The sequence below is a fragment of the Larsenimonas rhizosphaerae genome, from assembly GCF_023700005.1.
Classification (GTDB): domain Bacteria; phylum Pseudomonadota; class Gammaproteobacteria; order Pseudomonadales; family Halomonadaceae; genus Larsenimonas; species Larsenimonas rhizosphaerae.
Genome location: NZ_JAMLJK010000001.1, coordinates 769,366 through 790,440 on the forward strand (window position 1 = coordinate 769,366; position 21,075 = coordinate 790,440).

13 protein-coding genes are annotated in these 21,075 nt (G+C 59.1%); all 13 read left to right on the forward strand.

Features of this window, described 5'->3' with window-relative positions:
• The coding region (locus NAT21_RS03450; protein WP_250935736.1) for a VCBS domain-containing protein at window positions 1-5,004 on the forward strand (5,004 nt) is incomplete at its 5' end.
• 34 nt (window positions 5,005-5,038) lie between these two features.
• Complete coding sequence (locus NAT21_RS03455) at window positions 5,039-7,228, forward strand: type I secretion system permease/ATPase (RefSeq protein ID WP_250935737.1); 2,190 nt, start codon at window positions 5,039-5,041, stop codon at window positions 7,226-7,228.
• Window positions 7,218-8,609, forward strand: a complete 1,392-nt coding sequence (locus NAT21_RS03460) for an HlyD family type I secretion periplasmic adaptor subunit (protein ID WP_250935738.1) — start codon at window positions 7,218-7,220, stop codon at window positions 8,607-8,609. Before NAT21_RS03455 ends, NAT21_RS03460 begins: the two co-directional genes overlap by 11 nt.
• A gap of 24 nt (window positions 8,610-8,633) precedes the next feature.
• Complete coding sequence (locus NAT21_RS03465; protein ID WP_250935739.1) at window positions 8,634-9,935, forward strand: TolC family outer membrane protein; 1,302 nt, start codon at window positions 8,634-8,636, stop codon at window positions 9,933-9,935.
• Window positions 9,936-9,975: 40 nt separating this feature from the next.
• A complete protein-coding gene (locus tag NAT21_RS03470) occupies window positions 9,976-11,901 on the forward strand; it encodes a bifunctional diguanylate cyclase/phosphodiesterase (protein WP_250935740.1) in 1,926 nt (641 codons plus the stop codon).
• A 143-nt stretch (window positions 11,902-12,044) separates the two neighbouring features.
• Complete coding sequence (locus NAT21_RS03475; protein WP_250935741.1) at window positions 12,045-12,653, forward strand: transglutaminase-like cysteine peptidase; 609 nt, start codon at window positions 12,045-12,047, stop codon at window positions 12,651-12,653.
• Window positions 12,654-12,794: 141 nt separating this feature from the next.
• On the forward strand, window positions 12,795-14,006 hold the full coding sequence (locus tag NAT21_RS03480) for an acetylornithine/succinyldiaminopimelate transaminase (RefSeq protein ID WP_250937967.1): 1,212 nt from the start codon (window positions 12,795-12,797) through the stop codon (window positions 14,004-14,006).
• 5 nt (window positions 14,007-14,011) lie between these two features.
• Window positions 14,012-15,049, forward strand: a complete 1,038-nt coding sequence (locus NAT21_RS03485) for an arginine N-succinyltransferase (protein ID WP_250935742.1) — start codon at window positions 14,012-14,014, stop codon at window positions 15,047-15,049.
• Window positions 15,049-16,062, forward strand: coding sequence for an arginine N-succinyltransferase (gene astA, locus NAT21_RS03490; RefSeq protein ID WP_250935743.1), 1,014 nt, complete (start codon window positions 15,049-15,051; stop codon window positions 16,060-16,062). Before NAT21_RS03485 ends, astA begins: the two co-directional genes overlap by 1 nt.
• 28 nt (window positions 16,063-16,090) lie before the next feature.
• Complete coding sequence (gene astD, locus NAT21_RS03495; protein WP_250937968.1) at window positions 16,091-17,563, forward strand: succinylglutamate-semialdehyde dehydrogenase; 1,473 nt, start codon at window positions 16,091-16,093, stop codon at window positions 17,561-17,563.
• 68 nt (window positions 17,564-17,631) lie between these two features.
• On the forward strand, window positions 17,632-18,576 hold the full coding sequence (locus NAT21_RS03500) for a carbohydrate kinase family protein (RefSeq protein ID WP_250935744.1): 945 nt from the start codon (window positions 17,632-17,634) through the stop codon (window positions 18,574-18,576).
• A gap of 231 nt (window positions 18,577-18,807) precedes the next feature.
• Entirely contained in the window at window positions 18,808-20,247 is a 1,440-nt protein-coding gene (gene eat, locus NAT21_RS03505; protein ID WP_250935746.1) for an ethanolamine permease, read from the forward strand.
• Between the two features lie 110 nt (window positions 20,248-20,357).
• On the forward strand, window positions 20,358-21,074 hold the full coding sequence (locus NAT21_RS03510; RefSeq protein ID WP_250935748.1) for a glutamine amidotransferase-related protein: 717 nt from the start codon (window positions 20,358-20,360) through the stop codon (window positions 21,072-21,074).
• Window position 21,075: the final 1 nt, after the last annotated feature.

Sequence of the window (21,075 nt, forward strand, 5' to 3'; positions counted from 1 at the left end):
CAGACCGCTACCGCGGGCAGCTACGGCAGCTTCGCCATCGACGCCTCTGGCAACTGGTCCTATCAGCTCGACAACACCAACGGCGACGTTCAGGCCCTGGGCGAGAATGATCAGCTGACCGAGACCTTTACCGTCATCACCGCCGGCGGCGACAGCGAGACCGTCACCGTCACGATCGATGGCACCAATGACGCCGCCGAGATTACCGGCGTGCAGACCGGCAGCGTGACGGAAGATACGGTGCTGACCACCTCCGGCACCCTGACCGCCACCGATACCGACAGTGGCCAGGCCGGCTTCCAGCCGCAGACCGCTACCACCGGCAGCTACGGCAGCTTCGCCATCGACGAGGCCGGCAACTGGGCCTATCAGCTCGACAACACCAACGGTGATGTCCAGGCCCTGGGCGAGAATGATCAGCTGACCGAGACCTTCACCGTCACCACCGTCGGCGGGGACAACGAGACCGTCACCGTCACGATCAACGGCACCAATGACGCCGCCGAGATCACCGGCGTACAGACCGGCAGCGTGACCGAAGACACCGTGCTCACCACCTCCGGCACCCTGACCGCCACCGATACCGACAGTGGCCAGTCCGGCTTCCAGCCGCAGACCGCTACTGCGGGCAGCTACGGCAGCTTCGCGCTCGACGAGGCCGGCAACTGGTCCTATCAGCTCGACAACGCCAACGGTGATGTCCAGGCCCTGGGCGAGAATGATCAGCTGACCGAGACCTTCACCGTCACCACCGCGGGCGGGGATCGCGAGACCGTCACCGTCACGATCAACGGCACGGATGACGCCGCCGAGATTACCGGCGTGCAGACCGGCAGCGTGACGGAAGATACGGCGCTCACCACCTCCGGCACCCTGACCGCCACCGATACCGACAGTGGCCAGGCCGGCTTCCAGCCGCAGACTGACACGGCCGGTAGTTATGGCACCTTCGGCATCGACGAGAGCGGCAACTGGTCCTATCAGCTCGACAACGCCAACGGTGATGTCCAGGCCCTGGGCGAGAATGATCAGCTGACCGAGACCTTTACCGTCATCACCGCCGGCGGGGATCGCGAGACGGTCACCGTCACGATCAATGGCACGGATGACGCCGCCGAGATTACCGGCGTGCAGACCGGCAGCGTGACGGAAGACACCGCGCTCACCACCTCCGGCACCCTGACCGCCACTGATACCGACAGTGGCCAGGCCGGCTTCCAGCCGCAGACCGCTACTGCGGGCAGCTACGGCAGCTTCGGCATCGACGAGAGCGGCAACTGGTCCTACACGCTCGACAACGCCAACGGTGATGTCCAGGCCCTGGGCGAGAATGATCAGCTGACCGAGACCTTCACCGTCATCACCGCCGGTGGTGACCGCGAGACCGTTACCGTCACGATCAACGGCACGGATGATGCCGCCGTCATTACCGGCGTACAGACCGGCAGCGTGACGGAAGACACCGCGCTCACCACCAGTGGTGTGCTGACCGCCACTGATACCGACAGTGGCCAGGCCGGCTTCCAGCCGCAGACTGACACGGCCGGTAGTTATGGCACCTTCGGCATCGACGAGAGCGGCAACTGGTCCTACACGCTCGACAACACCAACGGTGACGTTCAGGCCCTGGGCGACGGCGACACACTGACCGAGACCTTCACCGTCATCACCGCCGGTGGTGACCGCGAGACCGTTACCGTCACGATCAACGGCACGGATGACGCCGCCGAGATTACCGGCGTGCAGACCGGCAGCGTGACGGAAGACACCGCGCTCACCACCTCCGGCACCCTGACCGCCACTGATACCGACAGTGGCCAGGCCGGCTTCCAGCCGCAGACCGCTACTGCGGGCAGCTACGGCACCTTCGGCATCGACGAGAGCGGCAACTGGTCCTACACGCTCGACAACACCAACGGTGACGTTCAGGCCCTGGGCGACGGCGACACACTGACCGAGACCTTCACCGTCATCACCGCCGGTGGTGACCGCGAGACCGTTACCGTCACGATCAACGGCACGGATGACGCCGCCGAGATTACCGGCGTGCAGACCGGTACCGTTCAGGAAGACGCGATTTTCTCAACAAGCGGCATTCTCTCGGTAACCGATGCCGATCAAGGCGAGGCGTCGTTTGTTCCCCAGGGCAGCACGGTGGGGCAATACGGAACATTCACTCTTTTGAGTACCGGAATCTGGACCTACGCGCTTGATAACGCGAATGCTGATGTGCAGGCCCTGAGCGCCGGCGAGAATAAGATCGAGAGCTTTACCGTCACCACCGCGGGTGGGGATACCGAAACGGTAACGATCACCATCAACGGTACCAACGATGCACCGATCGCGACGTCGGACACGTTCACGGTGGCCGAAGACACGACACTGACGCTGTTGCCCTCGACGCTTCTGGCCAACGATACCGATATTGACGGTGATGCGTTGACGATTCTCGGGGTAGGCAGTGCCACCAACGGTGCTGTTCAGCTCAATGAGGATGGCACGGTGACGTTTACACCCGATGGCAATTTTTCCGGGGTGGCCTCGTTCGATTATCTGGTCAGCGACGGAAAGGGAGGCACGTCGGTGGCAACGGCATCCATTGGCGTGGTGTCAGTGGCCGATGCGCCAGTCGTTTCGGCAGTGCTGGGAGAGACTCTGGAATCGGTTCGTAACGAGAGTATCTCCATTGTCGATGGTGCGTCGGTGATCAATGTGGATAACGGGCTCATATCCGGCGCCAACGTGGTCAAGGGGCCGTTCAGTGTCTTTGAGCTTGAACCCGGCAGCGGAGGTAATACCCTCGACAGTGATGTGATCGTGCTTGAAGGCAATTTCAATAGTCTGGTGGAGGGTGGGTTGCCATTGTTGTCGATCGACGGCGGTGGCAAGGATTACCTCTACCTGGCTGGTGATTACTCACTGTATGACGTGTTGCTGGGCGAATACCTCACAGGCTCGGGTTACGAGGGAACGCTGGTTGAGTTGTCGACCGGTAGCATCATCAGTCTCAGCAATATTCGCGGTCTGATTTTCGAGGATGGTACGACGGTGCTGCCTGAGGGGGCTTCCTCAACCGTCTCCGAGGGCGGGTATGACGTCATCGAACTGACGGTATCTGCGTTGCTGAGTGATACCGATGGCAGCGAAGCCCTGAGTGGCATCACCCTGTCCGGGATCCCCGATGGGGTGACGGTCGAAGGCGGCGGGGCGCAGTTGCTTGAAGGTGGTAACTGGTATCTTCCCAATCCGGATGGATCCGACATGTCGGGCCTGGTGCTGACGCTGAATGTGCCACTGTCCGGCGATACCTTCAGCGTGCAGGCACGAGCTGTTGTGACGGAAGCTGCCAATGGCGCGACGGCAGAGGGTGCAGCCGTCAGCGCAAGCATTGAGCGCTACAGTGAGCTGGCCGGCTCACCAGGCGAGGATACGCTGATCGGGACCGGCGGCAACGACATCATGATCGGTGATGCGGCCGGCATGAAGCTCGTGGCGGGGCAAAACTACAATATTGCCATCCTGATGGATACCTCGAGCAGTCTGTCCGCGGAATCGGTCGATCAGGCGCGTGCAGCACTCAAGAGTGCCTTTTCCACGCTCAAGCAAAGTGCCGATGCGCCGGCCGCCGGTACGGTCAATCTCTTTCTTGCGGACTTTGATCACAGGGTCGAGCGTTCGATCAGCCTTGATCTTGCCGACCCGGATGCGCTGTCACGGCTCGATACCGTACTGGATGCCATGTCGAACGATGGCGGTACCAACTATGAGGATGCCTTCAAGACAGCCGCCAACTGGTTCCAGAGTGACGTGGTGCTTGCCAATAGTGGTCAGAATCTGACGTATTTCATCACGGATGGTGAACCGACCTATTACAACCAGGAATTCAATACGTTCAGGGCCGTAGATAGAGCGCTCTCTTCCGATGTGAATTATACCTTTGACGCGTCAGGCTATGTCCCCGGGCAGCCGGTGTACCTGTCGACATCCTTTGGCACGTTCGAGGTGATTGATGCCAATGGCACTGTTTACGCCTATAGCGAGGTTCTACTCGTTGGATGGACAAGGACAGCCATTGGTACTGTAGAGCCCAATGGTGCCGGCAGTCATGAGCTGGCATATCTGGCTGGCGATGGGTACGTCACTGATACAACCATTGCCAATGCCGACAGCAGCTTTGCGCTGCTTGGCAGTGTCAGTACGGTCGAAACCATCGGGATGGGGACCTACCTGAATGAAGACCAGCTCAGTGGTTACGACTCCGATGGGGTTGTTCAGGCCAATGTAGACCCGTCCGAGCTGGGCAATGCCATTCTTGCCGGCAATGTGGAAGCAGCCCCTTCCGGCGATTCACTGCTGGGAGCTGCGGGTGATGACATCCTGTTCGGTGATCGCTTCCATGTTCCGGGCAGTGAGTCGGATGGTCTTGAGGGCCTCAGGCAGTACGTGGCGCAGCAGACAGGGGTCAGTGATCCGGACAGTCTCGATACGAGCGCGCTGCATGAGTACATTCAGTCGAACCCTGACACCGTCGATTTTCGTGAAACCAGCGGTGGCAATGATGTTCTGAATGGCGGTGCCGGTGACGATCTACTGTTTGGCCAGGGCGGGGATGACCTTCTGATCGGGGGCAGCGGCAACGATATTCTTACCGGTGGCACCGGGGCTGACATTTTCGCCTGGATGCAGGGCGATGACGGTACCAGCGACGCCCCGGCGGAAGATCATATTACCGACTTCAGCCTGACCGAAGGGGACGTCATAGACCTCTCCGACATGCTGGATATCGATAGCGCGGATGCTGACCTGCTGGCGCAATACCTTCATGTGACGTCCGGCGATGATGGCAGCAGTACGATCGAAGTCAGTCCGCAGGGGGCCTCCGGCGGCGCAACGCAAAAAATCGTTGTAGACAACACGGACCTGACCAGCCTGGGCGGTTCCGATGCCGAAATCCTTCGGCAGATGGTAGATGGCGGAAATCTTAAAACACAGATGGATGGGTAGGGCAGGGACCCTGCGCCATTCCTGAGGGGGAGCATTGGCAGACGAAGCGACGCCGTTACGGCCTGAGCCAACCGGGGAGCGTGAGCGTGATCCCCTGCTCCATGCCCTGGCCTTTTTATCGCGATATTACGGGGTGCCCCGCTCGGTGGCGGTGCTCAGCGATGGGTTGCCACTGAGCGATGGGCGGCTGGCACTGGCGCTGTTACCTCGAGCGGCACAGCGGGCCGGGTTATCGGCCCGTCTGGTCAATCAGCAGGTAACGCGCATTTCTTCCCTGTTGATGCCATGTATCGTGCTGCTCAAGCATCAGAGGGCGGTGGTGCTTTTGTCGGTGGATTCAGCCAGTGACAAGGCCGAAGTCTATCTGCCGGAAGCCGATGGCACCGAGATGCTGTCACTGGAGGCGCTTCAGGAGGAAGCATCCGGGCGGGTTGTCTACCTGAAGCGTGAGCATCGCTTTGATGAGCGTACTCGCGAAACGGCCAGATTGCCGGAAGGGCACTGGTTCTGGTCCACCCTTCGTCTGTCGGCACCCATCTATCGCGATGTGTTCATCGCTTCCATTCTGGTCAACCTGTTTGCACTGGCTTCTCCGCTGTTTGTCATGAATGTCTATGACAAGGTCGTGCCGAACCTGGCGTTCAATACCCTGTGGGTGCTGGCCAGCGGCATGGCCATCATCGTGGTGTTCGATCTGATCGTTCGACAGGTGAGGGCGTGGTTTCTGGATGTGGCCGGCAAGAAGTCCGAAATTCTGGTGTCCTCGAAAATCTTTGCCAAGACCATGAACCTGAGGATGGAGTCGCGGCCGGCGTCAGTGGGTGGCTACGTCAAGCATGTGCAGGAATTCGAATCGATTCGCGAGTTTTTCACATCATTGACCATGACAACGCTCATTGATCTGCCGTTTGCCATTTTCTTTCTGGTCATCGTGTGGATTGTGGCGGGCCCACTGGTGCTGGTGCCGATCATTGCCCTGATCATTCTCCTGGGTTACAGCATTGCCATTCAATGGCCGCTCAAGCGCAGCATCGAGCTGGGGTCGCGGCTGTCTACCGAGCGCCACGCTCGTCTGGTGGAAAGCGTGGCCGGCATGGAAAGCCTGAAACTTGCCAATGCCCAGGGTGAAACACAGCGTGCCTATGAACGAGCAGTGGGTGAAATTGCCCGCTGGGGTGTCAGAAGCCGCAACCTGACGACATCGGTCAATTCGCTCACCATGAGCATCAGCCAGCTGGCCACCGTGGCCCTGATTCTGTTCGGGGTATATCAGATCAGTGATGCCTCGCTCAGCATGGGCGGACTGATAGCTGCTGTCATGCTGACCGGCCGCGCCCTGCAGCCGCTGTCGCAGACCGCCATGCTGATTACCCGACTGGGACAGACACGCAGTGCCATGGCTTCCCTGAGTCAGATCATGGCCCTGCCGGAAGAAGTCGATGAACAAAAAAACTATGTGCACCGCGAACGGCTGAACATGCGCATCGAGTTCGACCATGTTGGGTTTCGTTATGGTCCTGATGCACCTGAGGTGCTGAGTGATCTGAGTTTCAGCATCAATCCCGGTGAGCGCGTGGCCATCATCGGCCGAATCGGTGCAGGCAAAAGTACGCTGCATCGCCTGATGTCCGGGCTCTATCAGGCGACCAGCGGCAGCCTTCGAATAGATGGTCTGGATATCAATCAGCTTCATCCCGCCGATGTGCGTCGGCATATCGGCCATGCCGGTCAGGATGGCTCACTGTTTTTCGGCTCCATTCGCGACAACATCATGCTGGGCCAGCGTTACGCCAGTGATGAAGCCGTGCAGCGTGCTGCCACCCTGTCGGGTGTAGTGGAATTTACTCGTCTTGATCCTGACGGGATGGATCGACAGGTAGGCGAAGGCGGGCGACTGCTTTCGAGTGGTCAGCGGCAGGCAGTGTTGCTGGCGCGGGCCCTGCTCACTCAGCCACCGCTACTGCTGCTGGATGAACCAACCGCTCATATGGATAACCGCTCCGAGTTCCGTCTCAAGCAGATGCTGGCCACGTTGCCACGTAGCCAGACGCTGATACTGATTACCCATAAAAGCGCCATGCTCGATCTTGCCGAGCGCGTCATCGTGCTGGAAGGCGGACGTATCATGGCAGATGGCCCGAAGGATGAGGTTCTGAATCGCCTGAATGCCCGAACAGCGGCACGTCCGGACGCGAGTGCGCCGGGGAGGCAACATGGCGCGTAACACGGAATCAGTAATAGAGCGTGAGGATATTCACTATCTGGACGATGCCAGCGCTGCCGTGCTGCTGGCAACGCCCTGGAAGTCCCGGTTTCTGATCTGGCTTTTGCTGGCTTTCATGGGCGTGGCGCTGGGGTGGGCTGCGCTGGCTCAGGTCGAGGTCGTGACGCGCGGCACCGGTGAAATCGTACCTTCCACGCGACTCCAAACCATACAGAACCTGGAAGGGGGCATCATTCGTGACCTGCTGGTCAGCGAAGGCGATGTGGTTGACGCGGGCCAGCCGTTGGCACGCATTGATGATACCCGTGCCGGGGCGGATCTGGCGGAGCGGGAGTCCACCCTCTCAGGGCTGCATGCGCGCATTGCGCAGCTGGAAGCCGAACTGGCCTCGGTGGTGATCACCCCGGATGCCGCTGACTGGCAGGGTCAGGTCAGCCTAGAGCTTCATCCCCTGGCGCTGGATGATGCATTCAGGGCTGCCAATCCATCACTCAGTCAGAGTGCTTCTGCAGCTTATCGTGAGCGTATCGGTGGGCTGCGTTCCCAGTTGTCCCAGAGTCGCGAGCAGATTACCCAGCGTCAGCAGGAACTGCGTGAACTTGATGCGCGTGTGGCAAGCCTGAACCGTAGTTACCAGCTGGCTCGTCAGGAACTTTCCATTACCGCGCCGCTGGTCAGGGAAGGCGTCGTGTCACGGGTCGATCTTTTACAGATTCAGCGTAACGTCAATGACCTGCGCGGCGACCTTGAGTCAGCCCGGCTGGCCATTCCTGCCAAACAGTCGGAATTCGAAGAAGCCATCAGCCGCCGGCTGGATGTGGCACGGCAGTTTCGTGTGAAAAGCGCTGATGCACTCAGTGAGGCGCGAGGCACCCTGGACAGTCAGCGCCAGGGACGCTCTTCCCTGCGGGATCGGGTAGACCGCACCCTGGTGACCTCACCGGTACATGGCACGGTGCGTTCGATCAACATTACTACCATTGGTGGAGTGATCGAGCCGGGCCAAAGCCTGATGGAAATCGTCCCGATCGAAGACAAGCTGCTGGTTAACGCTCGCGTCCTGCCGCGGGATATCGGTTTTCTACAGCCAGGCCAACCCGCCACGATCAAGTTAAGCGCCTACGATTTCACCATCTACGGCGGGCTGAACGGCACGGTCGAGCGCATCAGCCCTGACACGGTACAGGACGAGGAAGGCAACAGTTTTTATCAGGTACGCATTCGTACCAACGGCAATCATCTCGGCAGTGACGCTGACCCATTGCCCATCATTCCTGGCATGCAGGTGACTGCGGACATCATTACCGGAGAACAGACCATTTTGCAGTACCTGTTAAAACCGATTTTGCGCGCGCGTCAGGGCGCGCTTCGAGAACGATAAACAAGGTATCAGGGGACAGTACCAATGAAAAAACAATGGTGGTGGCTGGCAGCGCTCTGCATGGCACCGGCAGCTCAGGCACAGACGCTGGCAGAGGCTGTATCTCAGGCGGTACATGAAAACCCGATCACCCGTACGGAAATTGCCCGGTATGAAGCCCGGCAGGCCGACGCCCGCGCCGCGAAGGGGGGCTATCTGCCGACCGTGGATGTGACGGCACGCACTGGCCGTGGGCGGTTTGAAAGCGAAACCAACGGCATCAGCGCCAATTCAAAGCCACATGACTATCAGCGCGCGTCCATCACGCTGACCCAGCTGATCTGGGATGGCAATACCACCATCGAGCGCATTCGTCAGGCCAGGACCGAAGCCGACTATCAGAAGCTTCAGGCGGCTGCAGCAGCCAACAGCGTGGCGCTTTCAAGTGTCGAGGCTTACCTGAACGTGCTGTTGAATCAGCAGCTGGTTGAACTGGCCGAACGTAATGTCGAAATTCATCAGGATACCGCCTCCGATATCCGGCGCCGTGCTGAAAGTGGTGCCGGTACCACGGCGGATGCCACTCAGGTGGAGGGGCGGTTGGCTCAGGCTGAATCCACCCTGATTGCGGCACGGAATAATCTGGCCGATGCCGCGTCGGCCTATCAACGCTACGTAGGGGCGGCGCCCACCCGGCTTGTCGAGCCCGATGAGCCGGACATGACGGCACTGCCGGACAGCCTGAAGGGCATTCAGGCGCTGGCACGCAAGTATAATCCGCTGCTGTTATCGGCTGAAGCATCAATACGCTCCCAGCAGCATCAGCGCAACGCCGAGCGGGGGGACTTCTGGCCAACGTTCAGCCTGGAAGGCAGTCGCTCATGGGCCGAGGATTATGACTACGAGGGTGTCAGCGATGATGACTGGAGTGCGGAGCTTGTCATGCGCTATAGCCTGTACCGTGGTGGCATCGATGCGGCCGAGCTTCGTTCGCAGAGCCATGCACTTGAAGCAGTGAAATACGATAGCGATCGCGCCCGCCGTGAGGTCAGTGATGAACTGAGGCTGGCCTGGAATGCGCGTGACTACCTTCGTAGTCAGATGCCTTATCTGGATCGTCATGTCGAATCCAGCAAGCAGTCGCGGGTCAACTACCGCAAGCAGTTTGATATCGGTCGCCGCTCACTGCTGGATCTTCTGGATAGTGAAACCGAGTTTTATCAGTCGCGCCAGGCAAGGTTGCGCGCTGAATCCGACCTGATGCGCGCGCGTTATCGCCTGCTGTCAGCCACGGGCCAACTGCTGGACACCCTCAAGGTGGACGTCAGCTGGCCGAAACAAGGGTAATACCCCCCGTGTCGTATTCGACAAGGTCAAGGAGTGTGGCATGAGCTTGTATCGTCGGCTGATTGGCGCAGTCATCATATTGCTGCTTTTGTTTTCAACGGGTGTCTTCGTCATCGAAGTGCAGCAAAAGCGCGATGTGCTTGAGCAGCAGCAACGTAATCAGGTGGCTAACCTGACCCAGGCCCTCAGCCTGTCACTGGTGCCCTTTGTCGAGGTGGGTGACTGGGTGGGTGCCGAAACACTGATGCGTGCCACCTTCGATGGCGGTTCGGTCAAGCGGATGTATCTGGATGCCGTGAGTCGGGACAAGCCACTGAGGATCGAGCAACAGGTCAGGGAAGATGCGCCTTCCCTGTTTCGGAGCATGATAGATCTGCCCGAGCAGGAAGGAGAGCGTGACATCAGTGGTGGCTGGTCTCCGCTGGGAACCATCTACATCGAAGCTGACAACAATACCGCTTATAACCAGCTCTGGTACCTGGCCCTCAAGATGTTTGGCTTTTTGAGTATCGCCGTCGTGATTGCCGTGCTGGTCTGTACGGTACTGCTGCGGTGGCTCCTTTCACCATTGCATGACCTGTCGAGCCATATCAGTGCGATGGAGCTTCAGGGCTTCAGCAAACCCCTCAAACCAACCAGTATCAAGGAACTGCAGGGCATCACTGCCGCCGTCAACCGTCTCGGGCAACGGTTGAAGGAACAATATGATGCACAGGCGCAGCAGGTGCGTCGCCTTCAATCCATGGCCGAGCGGGACGCGGTATCCGACCTGGGCAATCGGGCATATCTGGCGCGGGTCATGGAAGAATGGCTGGCCTCGGCCGATGGTGGCGCGTTGATGATTCTGCAGGTCGATGCGCTGGATGACCTGTATCGCCGTGACGGTTTCGAGGCACGGGACAACGCAGTGCGGGCCATCGGGCAGCAATTGCGTGCAGCGCGGCTTAATAACGAACCACTCAATGCGGCCCGATTGTCTGCCAATGAGTTTGCAGCACTGCTGCCGGATGCCGACGACGATGAGCGCTATCGGTTCCTCGAGCAGTTGATGGGGCTGCTGAACCGGATAGTTGATGCAAATCCGCTCTCCGATGAGCAGCTTGATGCGTGTCGCGCCGGGATTGTGGTCAAGGAACCCGGCGCCCGACGCATGACCATGCTGGCGGCGGCGGACAAGGCGCTTCAGGCGGCTCGTGAACGTCAGGTCGACTGGGAAATGGCGCCCAAGGCGTCTGCTGCCAGTGAACGCAACCGCAGTGAGTGGCGTCAGCTGGTCGAACAGGCCATCGATAATGATACCTTCGCCTTTGTCGCTCAGCCGGTTCTGCTCAGCAACGGTGAGGAATTTCATCGGGAAGTGTATCTTCGCCTCCCGGAAGGGGACCGGGTACATTCCGCCGGCAGTTTTGTGCCGGTGGTCTACCACTTCCGAATGGGTAACCGTCTGGATGAGTATGTCTGTGACTGGATTGACCGGCGCAGGGCAGGTTTAACCAACAGGCTGGCGGTGAACCTGACCGTCGATACGCTGGGAAATGCCGTTGCCCTCGGGCGCTTCATGCGCTGGCTTGAGAAGCACCCTCATACTGCTGCCGGGCTGGATATCGAGCTTTCCGAAGCCGATGTGCTCAAGCATCCGACGTCAACCCAGAAACTGTGTGATCAGGTTCGTGCGCTCGGTGGCCGTACCGGCATTGACCGGTTTGCACGCAACCTTCAGATCATGCCGTATCTGGTGTCGCTGCGACCGGACTACGTCAAGATTGATCAGTCCTTCTTCGTTCGTGAGGAAGTGGATACCGAACTGCTCCGAAGCCTGTGCATGGCTGCGCACCAGGTCAACGCGCGCGTCATCGTGACCCGCGTTGAAACCGAAGAGCAGCGTCAGCGGGTCATCGATATCGGTGCTGACGGATTCCAGGGCTACCTGGCGCCTGTCGAGGCTCTCGTGGTGGACGAGCACTGACTGTGTCACTGAATGTGGCGGGCCCCTGCATTTGGGGCCTTTTTTGTCCCGGCCAGGGACATCATGCCTTCGAATGAGGGCGTAATCGAGGCATTGGCATGCGTTTCATGGCAGTCCTGACAGTGACTCTATTGAGCGTGATCATGCCTGTCGCCGTCGGGGCCGAGCCGGTACTGCCGGCAAAGTCCTCCATCCGCGCCGTTTATGGCAATCAGGCGGTCAGTCGTGTTACTGCCTGGGAACGGATGATGCGCAAGGCAGCCTCGCTGAGCATCGATAAAAAGCTGCGTATTACCAATGACTTTTTCAATAACCGCGCCGCCTTCAAGGATGACATTGTGGTGTGGGGTGAAGAGGACTACTGGGCCACACCGGTCGAGTTTCTGGGGCGGGGAGCGGGGGATTGTGAAGACTTCGCCATGGCCAAGTATTACACCCTGATTCAGTTGGGGGTGCCTGACAGCCGAATGCGGCTGCACTACGTCAAGTATATTCCCTACGACCAGTTCCACATGGTGCTGACCTATCAGAAGTCGGCCACGGCCATGCCGCTGGTGCTTGATAATATCGACAAGAACATCGTACCCGCCTCACGGCGCAGTGACCTGCTGCCCGTTTACAGCTTCAACGCCAGTAACATGTGGCTGTCCAAGCTGGAGCGCGACGGGCGTGAGGTAGGAAGTTCAAGTCGATTGAGCCTGTGGCAGGAATGGCTGATTCGGATGGAAAATGGCGTCATGCGTCGTCCGTGATATTGTTTTATCCCCGATTTTTCGTCTCCGTAATGCCTTGAACGTGCTGCACAAGGTTTCATAAGCTCATCTTCAGGGGTATAAATAAAGGAGGCCATTGAAGGCCTTTTTTTAATGACGACTGATTTCGGAGATACCCCCATGAGCTGGACGCCGACTCGCGAAGATTTTGACCTTTATATGGTGCCGAATTACTCACCACAGCGAGTCATCCCGGTCCGCGGGGAAGGTAGCCGACTATGGGATCAGGAAGGGCACGAGTACATCGACTTTGCTGGCGGCATTGCCGTTAACGGGCTGGGGCATGCGCACCCGGCCCTGCTTGCCGCACTGAAGGCGCAGGCCGATAAGGTCTGGCATCTTTCCAACGTATATACCAATGAACCGGCGCTGAAACTTGCCAGAATGCTGGTAGAGAACACCTTTGCGGAAAAGGTCTTTTTCTGTTCCTCCGGTGGCGAGGCCAACGAAGCGGCGCTCAAGATGGTGCGTCGCTACGCGTTCGAGAAATTCGGTGAGCACAAGAACAAGATCATTTCCTTCCGGCAGTCATTCCACGGCCGTACCCTGTTTACGGTCAGCGTTGGCGGGCAGCCAAAATATTCCGAAGGCTTCGGACCGATTCCCGGTGGTATTCATCACGCCACCTTCAATGACCTTGACAGTGTGGATGCCCTGATAGGAGATGATACCTGTGCCGTGATCGTGGAACCGGTGCAGGGAGAAGGTGGCGTCATGCCTGCGAATCAGGCGTTTCTGGAAGGGCTGAGGGAACGGTGTGATCGTCACGATGCACTGCTGGTCTTTGACGAAGTACAAAGCGGCATGGGGCGTAGCGGGTCCCTGTATGCCTACATGGATTATGGTGTTACCCCGGATGTTCTGACTTCTGCCAAGGCACTGGGAGGTGGCTTCCCGATTGGTGCGGTACTGACGACCAATGATATTGCAGCAGTGTTTCAGCCCGGTACACACGGGTCTACCTATGGCGGTAACCCGCTGGCCTGTGCTGTTGCCCTGGCGGCGGTTGAAACCATCTCCTCACCGGAAGTGCTTGAAGGCGTGGCCAGCCGTCACGCCCTGTTTCGCCAGCGCCTTGAAGAACTGAGCGAGAAGCACGGCGGTCTGTTCAGCGAAGTACGGGGCATGGGGCTGTTGATTGGTGCCGAGCTGTCGGAAGACTTCAGGGACCGAGGGCGGGATATTCTGGCGGCCTCGATCAAGGAGGGGCTGATGCTGCTGGTTGCGGGACCCAATGTGCTGCGATTTGCTCCGTCCCTGATCATTTCCGAAGAGGAAGTCAATGAAGGGATGGCACGGCTTGATCGTGCGCTGGCCACTCTCAAGGCATGATCAGCATGTCCTGGGTAGTGCGCCCGGCAGAGCGTGAGGATGTCCCCGGGATCCTCGCGCTGGCGGAGCATGCCTCTCCTCGCCTTACCAACCTTCCTCCGGATCAACGGCGCCTGGACCAGCGGGTTCAGGCGTCCCGGCGCGCCTTTGATATCGAGCAGGGCCCCGATGCTCAGGCCTGCCATATGCTGGTGCTGGCGGATGCCCATACCGGTACGTTGCTGGGCACGGCCAGTCTGCGGGTAAAGGCCGGTGAAGGCGAGGCGTATTACACGTACCGTCAGGAGCAGCTGATTCATGCGTCACACCAGCTGGATGTGCGCGTGGAAGTGCCCATCCTTGCATTGACCCACGAGCTGTCTTCCTCATCGCTGTTATGCGCACTGGCCCTGTCGCCGCGTCTGGATGACACCCAGCGCCTCAAGGCACAGCGTCTGCTGCGGCGGGCACGGTTGATGATGATCTCCCAGTGGCCCGAGCGATTCGCCGATCGTTTGACCATGGCTCTTCCGGGTGTCATCGATGATGCCGGGCATTCCCCGTTCTGGAACAGCGTCGGAAAACACTTCTTCGGGCGTGATTTTCAGGACATCAATTTCCAGGCCGGCCTTGAATCCAAGAGCTTCATTGCCGAGGTGATGCCGCCGTATCCCCTGTACCTGTCGTTATTGAGTGATGCCGCCAGGGAGAGCCTGGCGCACGCGCATCGAACGCATCACAAGGCCCTGTCTGACTGGTATCAGGAAGGCTTCGAGGATTCCGGTCACGTCGATATTCTGGACGGAGGGCCGGTGCTGTCCGCCCGGCCATCGGCGGTTTCCGTCATCAAAAATGGTACCTGGCTTCCTGTCACCATTGCCCACCAGACCACGCCGACACATCGTCTTTTACTGGCGGGACAGGACCTGGCGCGCTATCGCTGCAGTGTGCTGGATGTCGCCATGTCGCCTGCCGGGCAGGTGGTGCTGACGCCTGAACAGGCCAGTCTGCTGGGCGTGACGGCAGGTGTGGCAGTACGTGCGGTGCTGGAGGATGGCCTGTGATGATACTTCGCCCCATACGGCCTGATGATCTTGATCAGTTGCATGAGATGGCCATTGAAACCGGTGCAGGGTTTACCTCCCTGCCGGATAATCGTGACTTTCTGGCCGAGCGGATCGCTCAGTCCTGCGCCGCCTTTGAACAGGCGTCCAGCGAGGGAGCGGCCCTTTATTTCTTTGTCCTCGAGGATGTTGAGCAACAGGCGCTCGCCGGTTGTTGTGCCATTGAGGCGCGTGTAGGCCTTGAAGCGCCGTTCTACAGCTATCGGGTCGGGCGAATTGGTCACTCATCGCCCCGTCTCGGGCTGCATCGGGTGCTGCAGACACTGTCCCTGTCGTCTGATCATATCGGTGATGCGGAAGTCTGCTCACTTTACCTTCGCCCTGACTGGCGGCGCGATCGGCTGGGTGTGCTGCTGTCGCGCTCGCGCTGGCTGTTCATGGCGCAACATCGCGCACTGTTTCCTGAGCGGGTGTTTGCCGAAATGCGGGGCGTACTGGATGAACATGGCAGTAGTCCATTCTGGCGGCATCTGGGCCGTCATTTTCTACCGCTGGATTTTCATGAGGCTGACCGACTGACCGGGCTGGGTGAGAAAAGCTTTATTGGTGAATTGATGCCCAAGCATCCGATTTGCGTATCGCTGCTGCCGGAAGAGCTGCAGGAAGGCATCGGCAAGGTCCACCACAATACGCGTCCGGCCCTGGCAATGCTCAACCGGGAAGGGTTGCGGTGGGAAGGGTACATCGATCTGTTTGATGCCGGCCCGACCGTTGAATCCTACCTGGATGACGTGGCGGGCGTCTGTCAGAGCCGACTGGTGACTGTCACCCTCGGTGAGACGGTAGCTGTCAGTGAAAGGCCGTCCACGCTGGTCGCTTCCACCGGGTGCGAGGCCTTTCGTGTGATCTGGGCCAGCCATGCACCCGCCGATGAAACGCTGGCATTGACGGAAGAAGAGCTGGCCGCGTTAGGTGTATCGGCCGGCGACACGGTTCGGATACTTGCATCGTGATACACATACCAACAGGAGACGCGCGATGATGACGGTCAGGCAGCAACTCTGGATAGATGGCCAGTGGCGTTCAGGTGAGGGTGAGAATATTGCGAAGCATGACCCGGTCGATGGGCGGCTTGTCTGGCGGGGTGACAGTGCCACGGAGGCTCAGGTGGATGAAGCCATCACGGCTGCGCGTCGGGCCTTTCCCGAGTGGGCCCGCCGTGCATTGAGCGAGCGTCTGGCCATTATCGAGCGGTTTCGCTCCTCTCTTGAACGTCATCACGAGACGCTGGCTACCCTGATTGCTCGTGAAACCGGCAAGCCCTACTGGGAGTCGCTGACGGAGGTCAGCGCCATGATTGCCAAGATAGAGGTATCCCGCCAGTCACAGGAAGCACGAGCCGGAGAGCAGCAACGACAAAACGGTGCCATGCGGGAGGTAGTGCGCCATCGACCTCATGGCGTCATGGCCGTATTCGGGCCTTACAATTTCCCCGGTCACCTGCCCAACGGGCATATTGTACCGGCGCTGCTGGCGGGCAATACGGTCGTGTTCAAACCCAGTGAGCTGACGCCGGCCACGGCAGATCTGGTCATGCAGTGCTGGGAGGCCGCGGGGTTGCCGGCAGGTGTGATCAATCTGGTACAGGGGGGAGCAGATACCGGGCGAGCCCTGTCGCAGCACCAGGGCGTCGACGGGCTCCTGTTTACCGGTAGCGCTCGCACCGGTGCCCTGTTGCATGCACAGTCGGCCGGGCAGATGAGCAAGGTGCTGGCGCTGGAGCTGGGTGGAAATAACCCGTTGATCGTGGGCGAGCTTGAGGCGCTGGAGCCTGCCGTACTGGCCATCATCCAGTCTGCCTATGTTTCCGGCGGGCAGCGATGCACCTGTGCGCGACGATTGCTGGTCCCTCGTACCGCTCAGGGCGATGCGTTGATCGAGTTATTGATCAATACCCTCAAGACCCTGCGTGTGGCCGAACCGTTTTCGGAGCCATCACCCTTTTATTCCGGGCTGGTTTCGTCCCAGGCAGCGCATGGCCTGCTTGAGGCTCAGGCGGTACTGCAGGCTGCTGGCGGGCAGGTGCTGGTACGACTTGCCTTGCTGGAAAAGGGCTCCAGCCTTTTGAGCCCCGGGCTTGTCGACGTGACCGGCTGCTCCGTGCCGGATGAGGAGTATTTTGGCCCCCTGCTGCAGGTAAGGCGCTACGAGACCATGGATGAGGCCATCGAGCTTGCCAATCAAACCCGTTATGGGCTGGCCGCCGGCTTGATCGGCGGAACGGCGTCGGACTGGGATAACGTACTGCTGCAGGTGCGTGCCGGTATCATCAACTGGAACCGTCCGACCACCGGGGCCAGCAGCAAGGCACCATTTGGCGGGGTCGGCGACAGCGGCAACCACGCCCCGAGTGCCTGGTACGCTGCCGATTACTGCGCCTACCCGGTCGCTTCAATGGAGTCTGACCAGCCGGTGTGGCCGGACAGTCTGCCGCCAGGGCTTGAAATAGAGTGATGAGACAGGACGTTTACCTGATCTCCAGTCATGCGGCTCAGCCGTAAAAAACCGTAGAAGGAAAAACGATGTTCCTGATTTGTGGCGAAGCCCTGTTTGATTTTTTTGTCGAGCCTGACCAGGCAGCAGGTCATGCGTCAATGACGTTCAAGGCGATTGCTGGTGGCTCGCCATTCAATGTCGCCGTCGGGCTGTCCCGGCTGTCTCGAAGCTCGGCACTGATGACCGGCGTATCGGATGATTTTCTGGGCGAAAAGCTGTTTGATGTGCTGACCAGGGAAGGCGTCAATACCGACTATGTCGTGCGGCTGGATGCGCCAACCACGCTGGCCATGGTGGCTCCGGGCTCCGATGGATCGCCACGGTACGCCTTCTATGGCGAGCGTGCGGCTGATCGCAGTCTGACTCGAGCCCATCTGCCGGTGTTGTCCGATGAGGTGGAAGGGATTCACCTGGGGTCCTACTCGCTGGTCGTTGATCCTACTGCTGATACACTGCTGGATCTGGTCGCTCACGCCGGAGAACAGCGGCTGATCTCCCTTGATCCGAATATTCGTCTGGCCATCGAGCCCTCCGTTGAGCGTTGGCAGCAGCAGGTCAGTGCCTTTGCATCTTATGCCAACATGATCAAGCTCAGTGATGAGGACGTGCACCTGTTGTACCCCGAGCGCGAAATCGAGGATGTAGCTCGTTCCTTCCTGAGCAAACGCTGCGGTCTTGTCATCGTGACCCAGGGGGGCGATGGGGCAGTGGCCTATACGCATGATCATGCGCCTGTCAGTGTGCCGATCACGCCGCTTGACGTGGTGGATGCGGTTGGCGCTGGGGATACCTTTCAGGCTGCGCTGCTGTGCTGGTTGAGTGAGCAGCGTCTCTCTACACCGGCAGGTGTCTCCGGACTGGTACCGGAACAGATTCGGGCCATGATGGTGTTTGCCCACCGTGCTGCTGCCGTCACCTGCCAGCGCCGTGGCCCTGATCTGCCCCATCGAAGCGATGTTGCGGATGCCTGATATCGGTTGATACCCGCCACTGCCGTGACCATGTCAAAAGGGGAGACCATGAGGTCTCCCTTTTTTGTGCACACAAGTGAAAGAACCCTCGCTTCTACTCACCCGGCCCGGCATGATGAAAAAGCCCGACTTTCGTTGCATGACAACGGGGAAGAAAGCCGGGCTTCGGCATATTGCACTATCCATCACTGCACACATGCACATCACTGCCAACAATAACAAGGTGAGATCATGAGCAAGCACAACGCATCACGACATGACGTGGGGTACCAATCCGTCAGCGATGATTACCTCGACAAGCGGCAACTGAAACACGGCGCTGCCGGGTGGATACTGCTGGCTGGCCTTGGGGTTTCCTATGTGATTTCAGGAGACTTCGCCGGCTGGAATTTCGGGCTGGCCTCGGGAGGGTTCGGTGGGATGCTGATCGCCACCCTGCTGATGGCGATCATGTACACAGGCATGGTGTTTGCACTGGCGGAGCTGTCTTCTTCGCTGCCAACGGCTGGGGGAGGCTATAGTTTTGCCCGCCGTGCGATGGGTCCCTGGGGGGGATACATCACCGGCACCGCCATTTTGCTTGAATACGCCATCGCCCCCGCTGCAATAGCGATCTTTATCGGAGGGTATGTCGAGTCATTGATCGGTGTGAATGGCCCTCTGGTATACGCTGCATTCTATGCTGTTTTTGTCGGTATCCATTTATGGGGGGCCGGGGAGGCACTCAAGATAATGATCGGTATCACGGCGCTGGCAGTACTGGCGATCGGGGTATTTATCATTGGCATGCTGCCGCATTTCAGTATCGATAACCTGTTTGATATTGCACCGGATCAATCCACGGTAGGCGCCTCGATGTTCCTGCCGCACGGGTTCATGGGCGTGTGGAGTGCGCTGCCGTTTGCGATGTGGCTGTTTCTGGCCGTGGAAGGGGTACCTCTGGCCGCCGAGGAAGCCGGTGACCCCGGACGCGACATGCCGCGAGGGATTATTACTGCCATGCTGATCCTGCTGGTATTTGCTGCCAGTGTGCTGCTGCTGGCACCAGGAGGCGCCGGTGCCGAGGCCATGAGTACCTCGGCAGCGCCGTTGGTGGATGCCCTGTCAGCGGTGTATGGTGAGGGCAACTGGGCGGCAGGTTTTGTAAACCTGATCGGACTCGCCGGTCTGATCGCTTCTTTCTTCTCGATCATCTTTGGCTACTCTCGGCAGGTATTTGCCCTGTCCCGCGCGGGCTATCTTCCCAGAGGACTGTCGCTGACCAATGCACGCAAGGCACCGGCCATGGCACTGATCGTACCCGGCATCATCGGCTTCCTGCTCTCGCTGACCGGCGAGGGTGATCTGATGATCACCATGGCGGTATTCGGAGCGACGATCTCCTACGCGATGATGATGCTGTCACACATTCTGCTGCGCCGCCGTGAGCCCGATCTCAAGCGTCCCTACGTTACCCCAGGCGGGACGCTGACCTCCGGTGTGGCCATGGTGCTGGCCCTGATTGCCTTTGCATCCACCTTTGTAGTCAGTATTCAGGCAGCTCTCTGGTCGGCACTGTTTTACGCCATCATGCTGGCGTACTTCGGGCTTTACAGCCGCAAGCGGCTTGTGGCTCGGGCGCCGGAAGAGGAGTTTGAAGCCATCGCCAGTGCCGAATCCGAACTTCATTAACGAACGCATTCTTTTTAAGAGTGGTGCGATGAGAGGGGCGTCCACGCCTTGATATAAACAGGGCGTGGCCGTTGTTGTAATCAGATAACCAAGGGCCAACGGGAGACACAATGCATATCGGCTTACTTCAATGTGATGATATTTCGCCTGCCATTGCGAAGGAGCATGGCAACTATCCCGAAATGTATCAGCGTCTGCTGCGACAGGCCGACCCGGCGCTCACGTTTGAAACCTGGCGCATACATGAAGATGAACTGCCTGATTCACTGGATGATGCCGATGTCTGGCTGATTTCCGGCAGCAAGGCCAGTGTGTATGACGGCCATGACTGGATTGCTCCCCTTGAGGAGTTTGTTCGTTGCCTGTGGGTAGCCCGACGGCCACTGGTAGGCATCTGCTTTGGCCATCAGTTGATCGCCCAGGCCCTGGGAGGGCGTGTGGAGAAAAGCGCTCGTGGCTGGGGCGTCGGTGTATCCTTCAATGCGGTGACCATGCAGATGCCGTGGATGGAGCCGTGGCAGAAGGGGCTTGATCTGGTCGTCAGTCACCGCGATCAGGTCGTGGAGTTGCCGGCTGCTGCCGAAGTGCTGGCGGAAAGCAGTTTCTGTCCGAGTTATATGCTGCAGTATGACGACTGCTTCCTGAGCGTTCAGGGGCATCCCGAGTTTACCCGTGCCTGTGGGGGGGCACTGATGAACCAGAAGCAGAATATCCTGCCTGGCAATGTGTATCGTGCAGGAATGAATTCCCTGCTGGCCGAGATTGACGATACGCTCATGGCGCGCTGGATCGTTGGCTTCATGCGTTACGCCCACGAGCACGAATAGC

Bases quoted from the DNA above. Each gene is read 5' to 3' on its own strand.
- eat (WP_250935746.1), top strand. From the start codon at position 18,808: ATGAGCAAGCACAACGCATCACGACATGACGTGGGGTACCAATCCGTC.
- NAT21_RS03470 (WP_250935740.1), top strand. From the start codon at position 9,976: ATGAGCTTGTATCGTCGGCTGATTGGCGCAGTCATCATATTGCTGCTT.
- NAT21_RS03475 (WP_250935741.1), top strand. From the start codon at position 12,045: ATGCCTGTCGCCGTCGGGGCCGAGCCGGTACTGCCGGCAAAGTCCTCC.
- astA (WP_250935743.1), top strand. From the start codon at position 15,049: ATGATACTTCGCCCCATACGGCCTGATGATCTTGATCAGTTGCATGAG.
- NAT21_RS03500 (WP_250935744.1), top strand. From the start codon at position 17,632: ATGTTCCTGATTTGTGGCGAAGCCCTGTTTGATTTTTTTGTCGAGCCT.
- NAT21_RS03480 (WP_250937967.1), top strand. From the start codon at position 12,795: ATGAGCTGGACGCCGACTCGCGAAGATTTTGACCTTTATATGGTGCCG.
- NAT21_RS03485 (WP_250935742.1), top strand. From the start codon at position 14,012: ATGTCCTGGGTAGTGCGCCCGGCAGAGCGTGAGGATGTCCCCGGGATC.
- astD (WP_250937968.1), top strand. From the start codon at position 16,091: ATGACGGTCAGGCAGCAACTCTGGATAGATGGCCAGTGGCGTTCAGGT.
- NAT21_RS03465 (WP_250935739.1), top strand. From the start codon at position 8,634: ATGAAAAAACAATGGTGGTGGCTGGCAGCGCTCTGCATGGCACCGGCA.
- NAT21_RS03510 (WP_250935748.1), top strand. From the start codon at position 20,358: ATGCATATCGGCTTACTTCAATGTGATGATATTTCGCCTGCCATTGCG.
- NAT21_RS03460 (WP_250935738.1), top strand. From the start codon at position 7,218: ATGGCGCGTAACACGGAATCAGTAATAGAGCGTGAGGATATTCACTAT.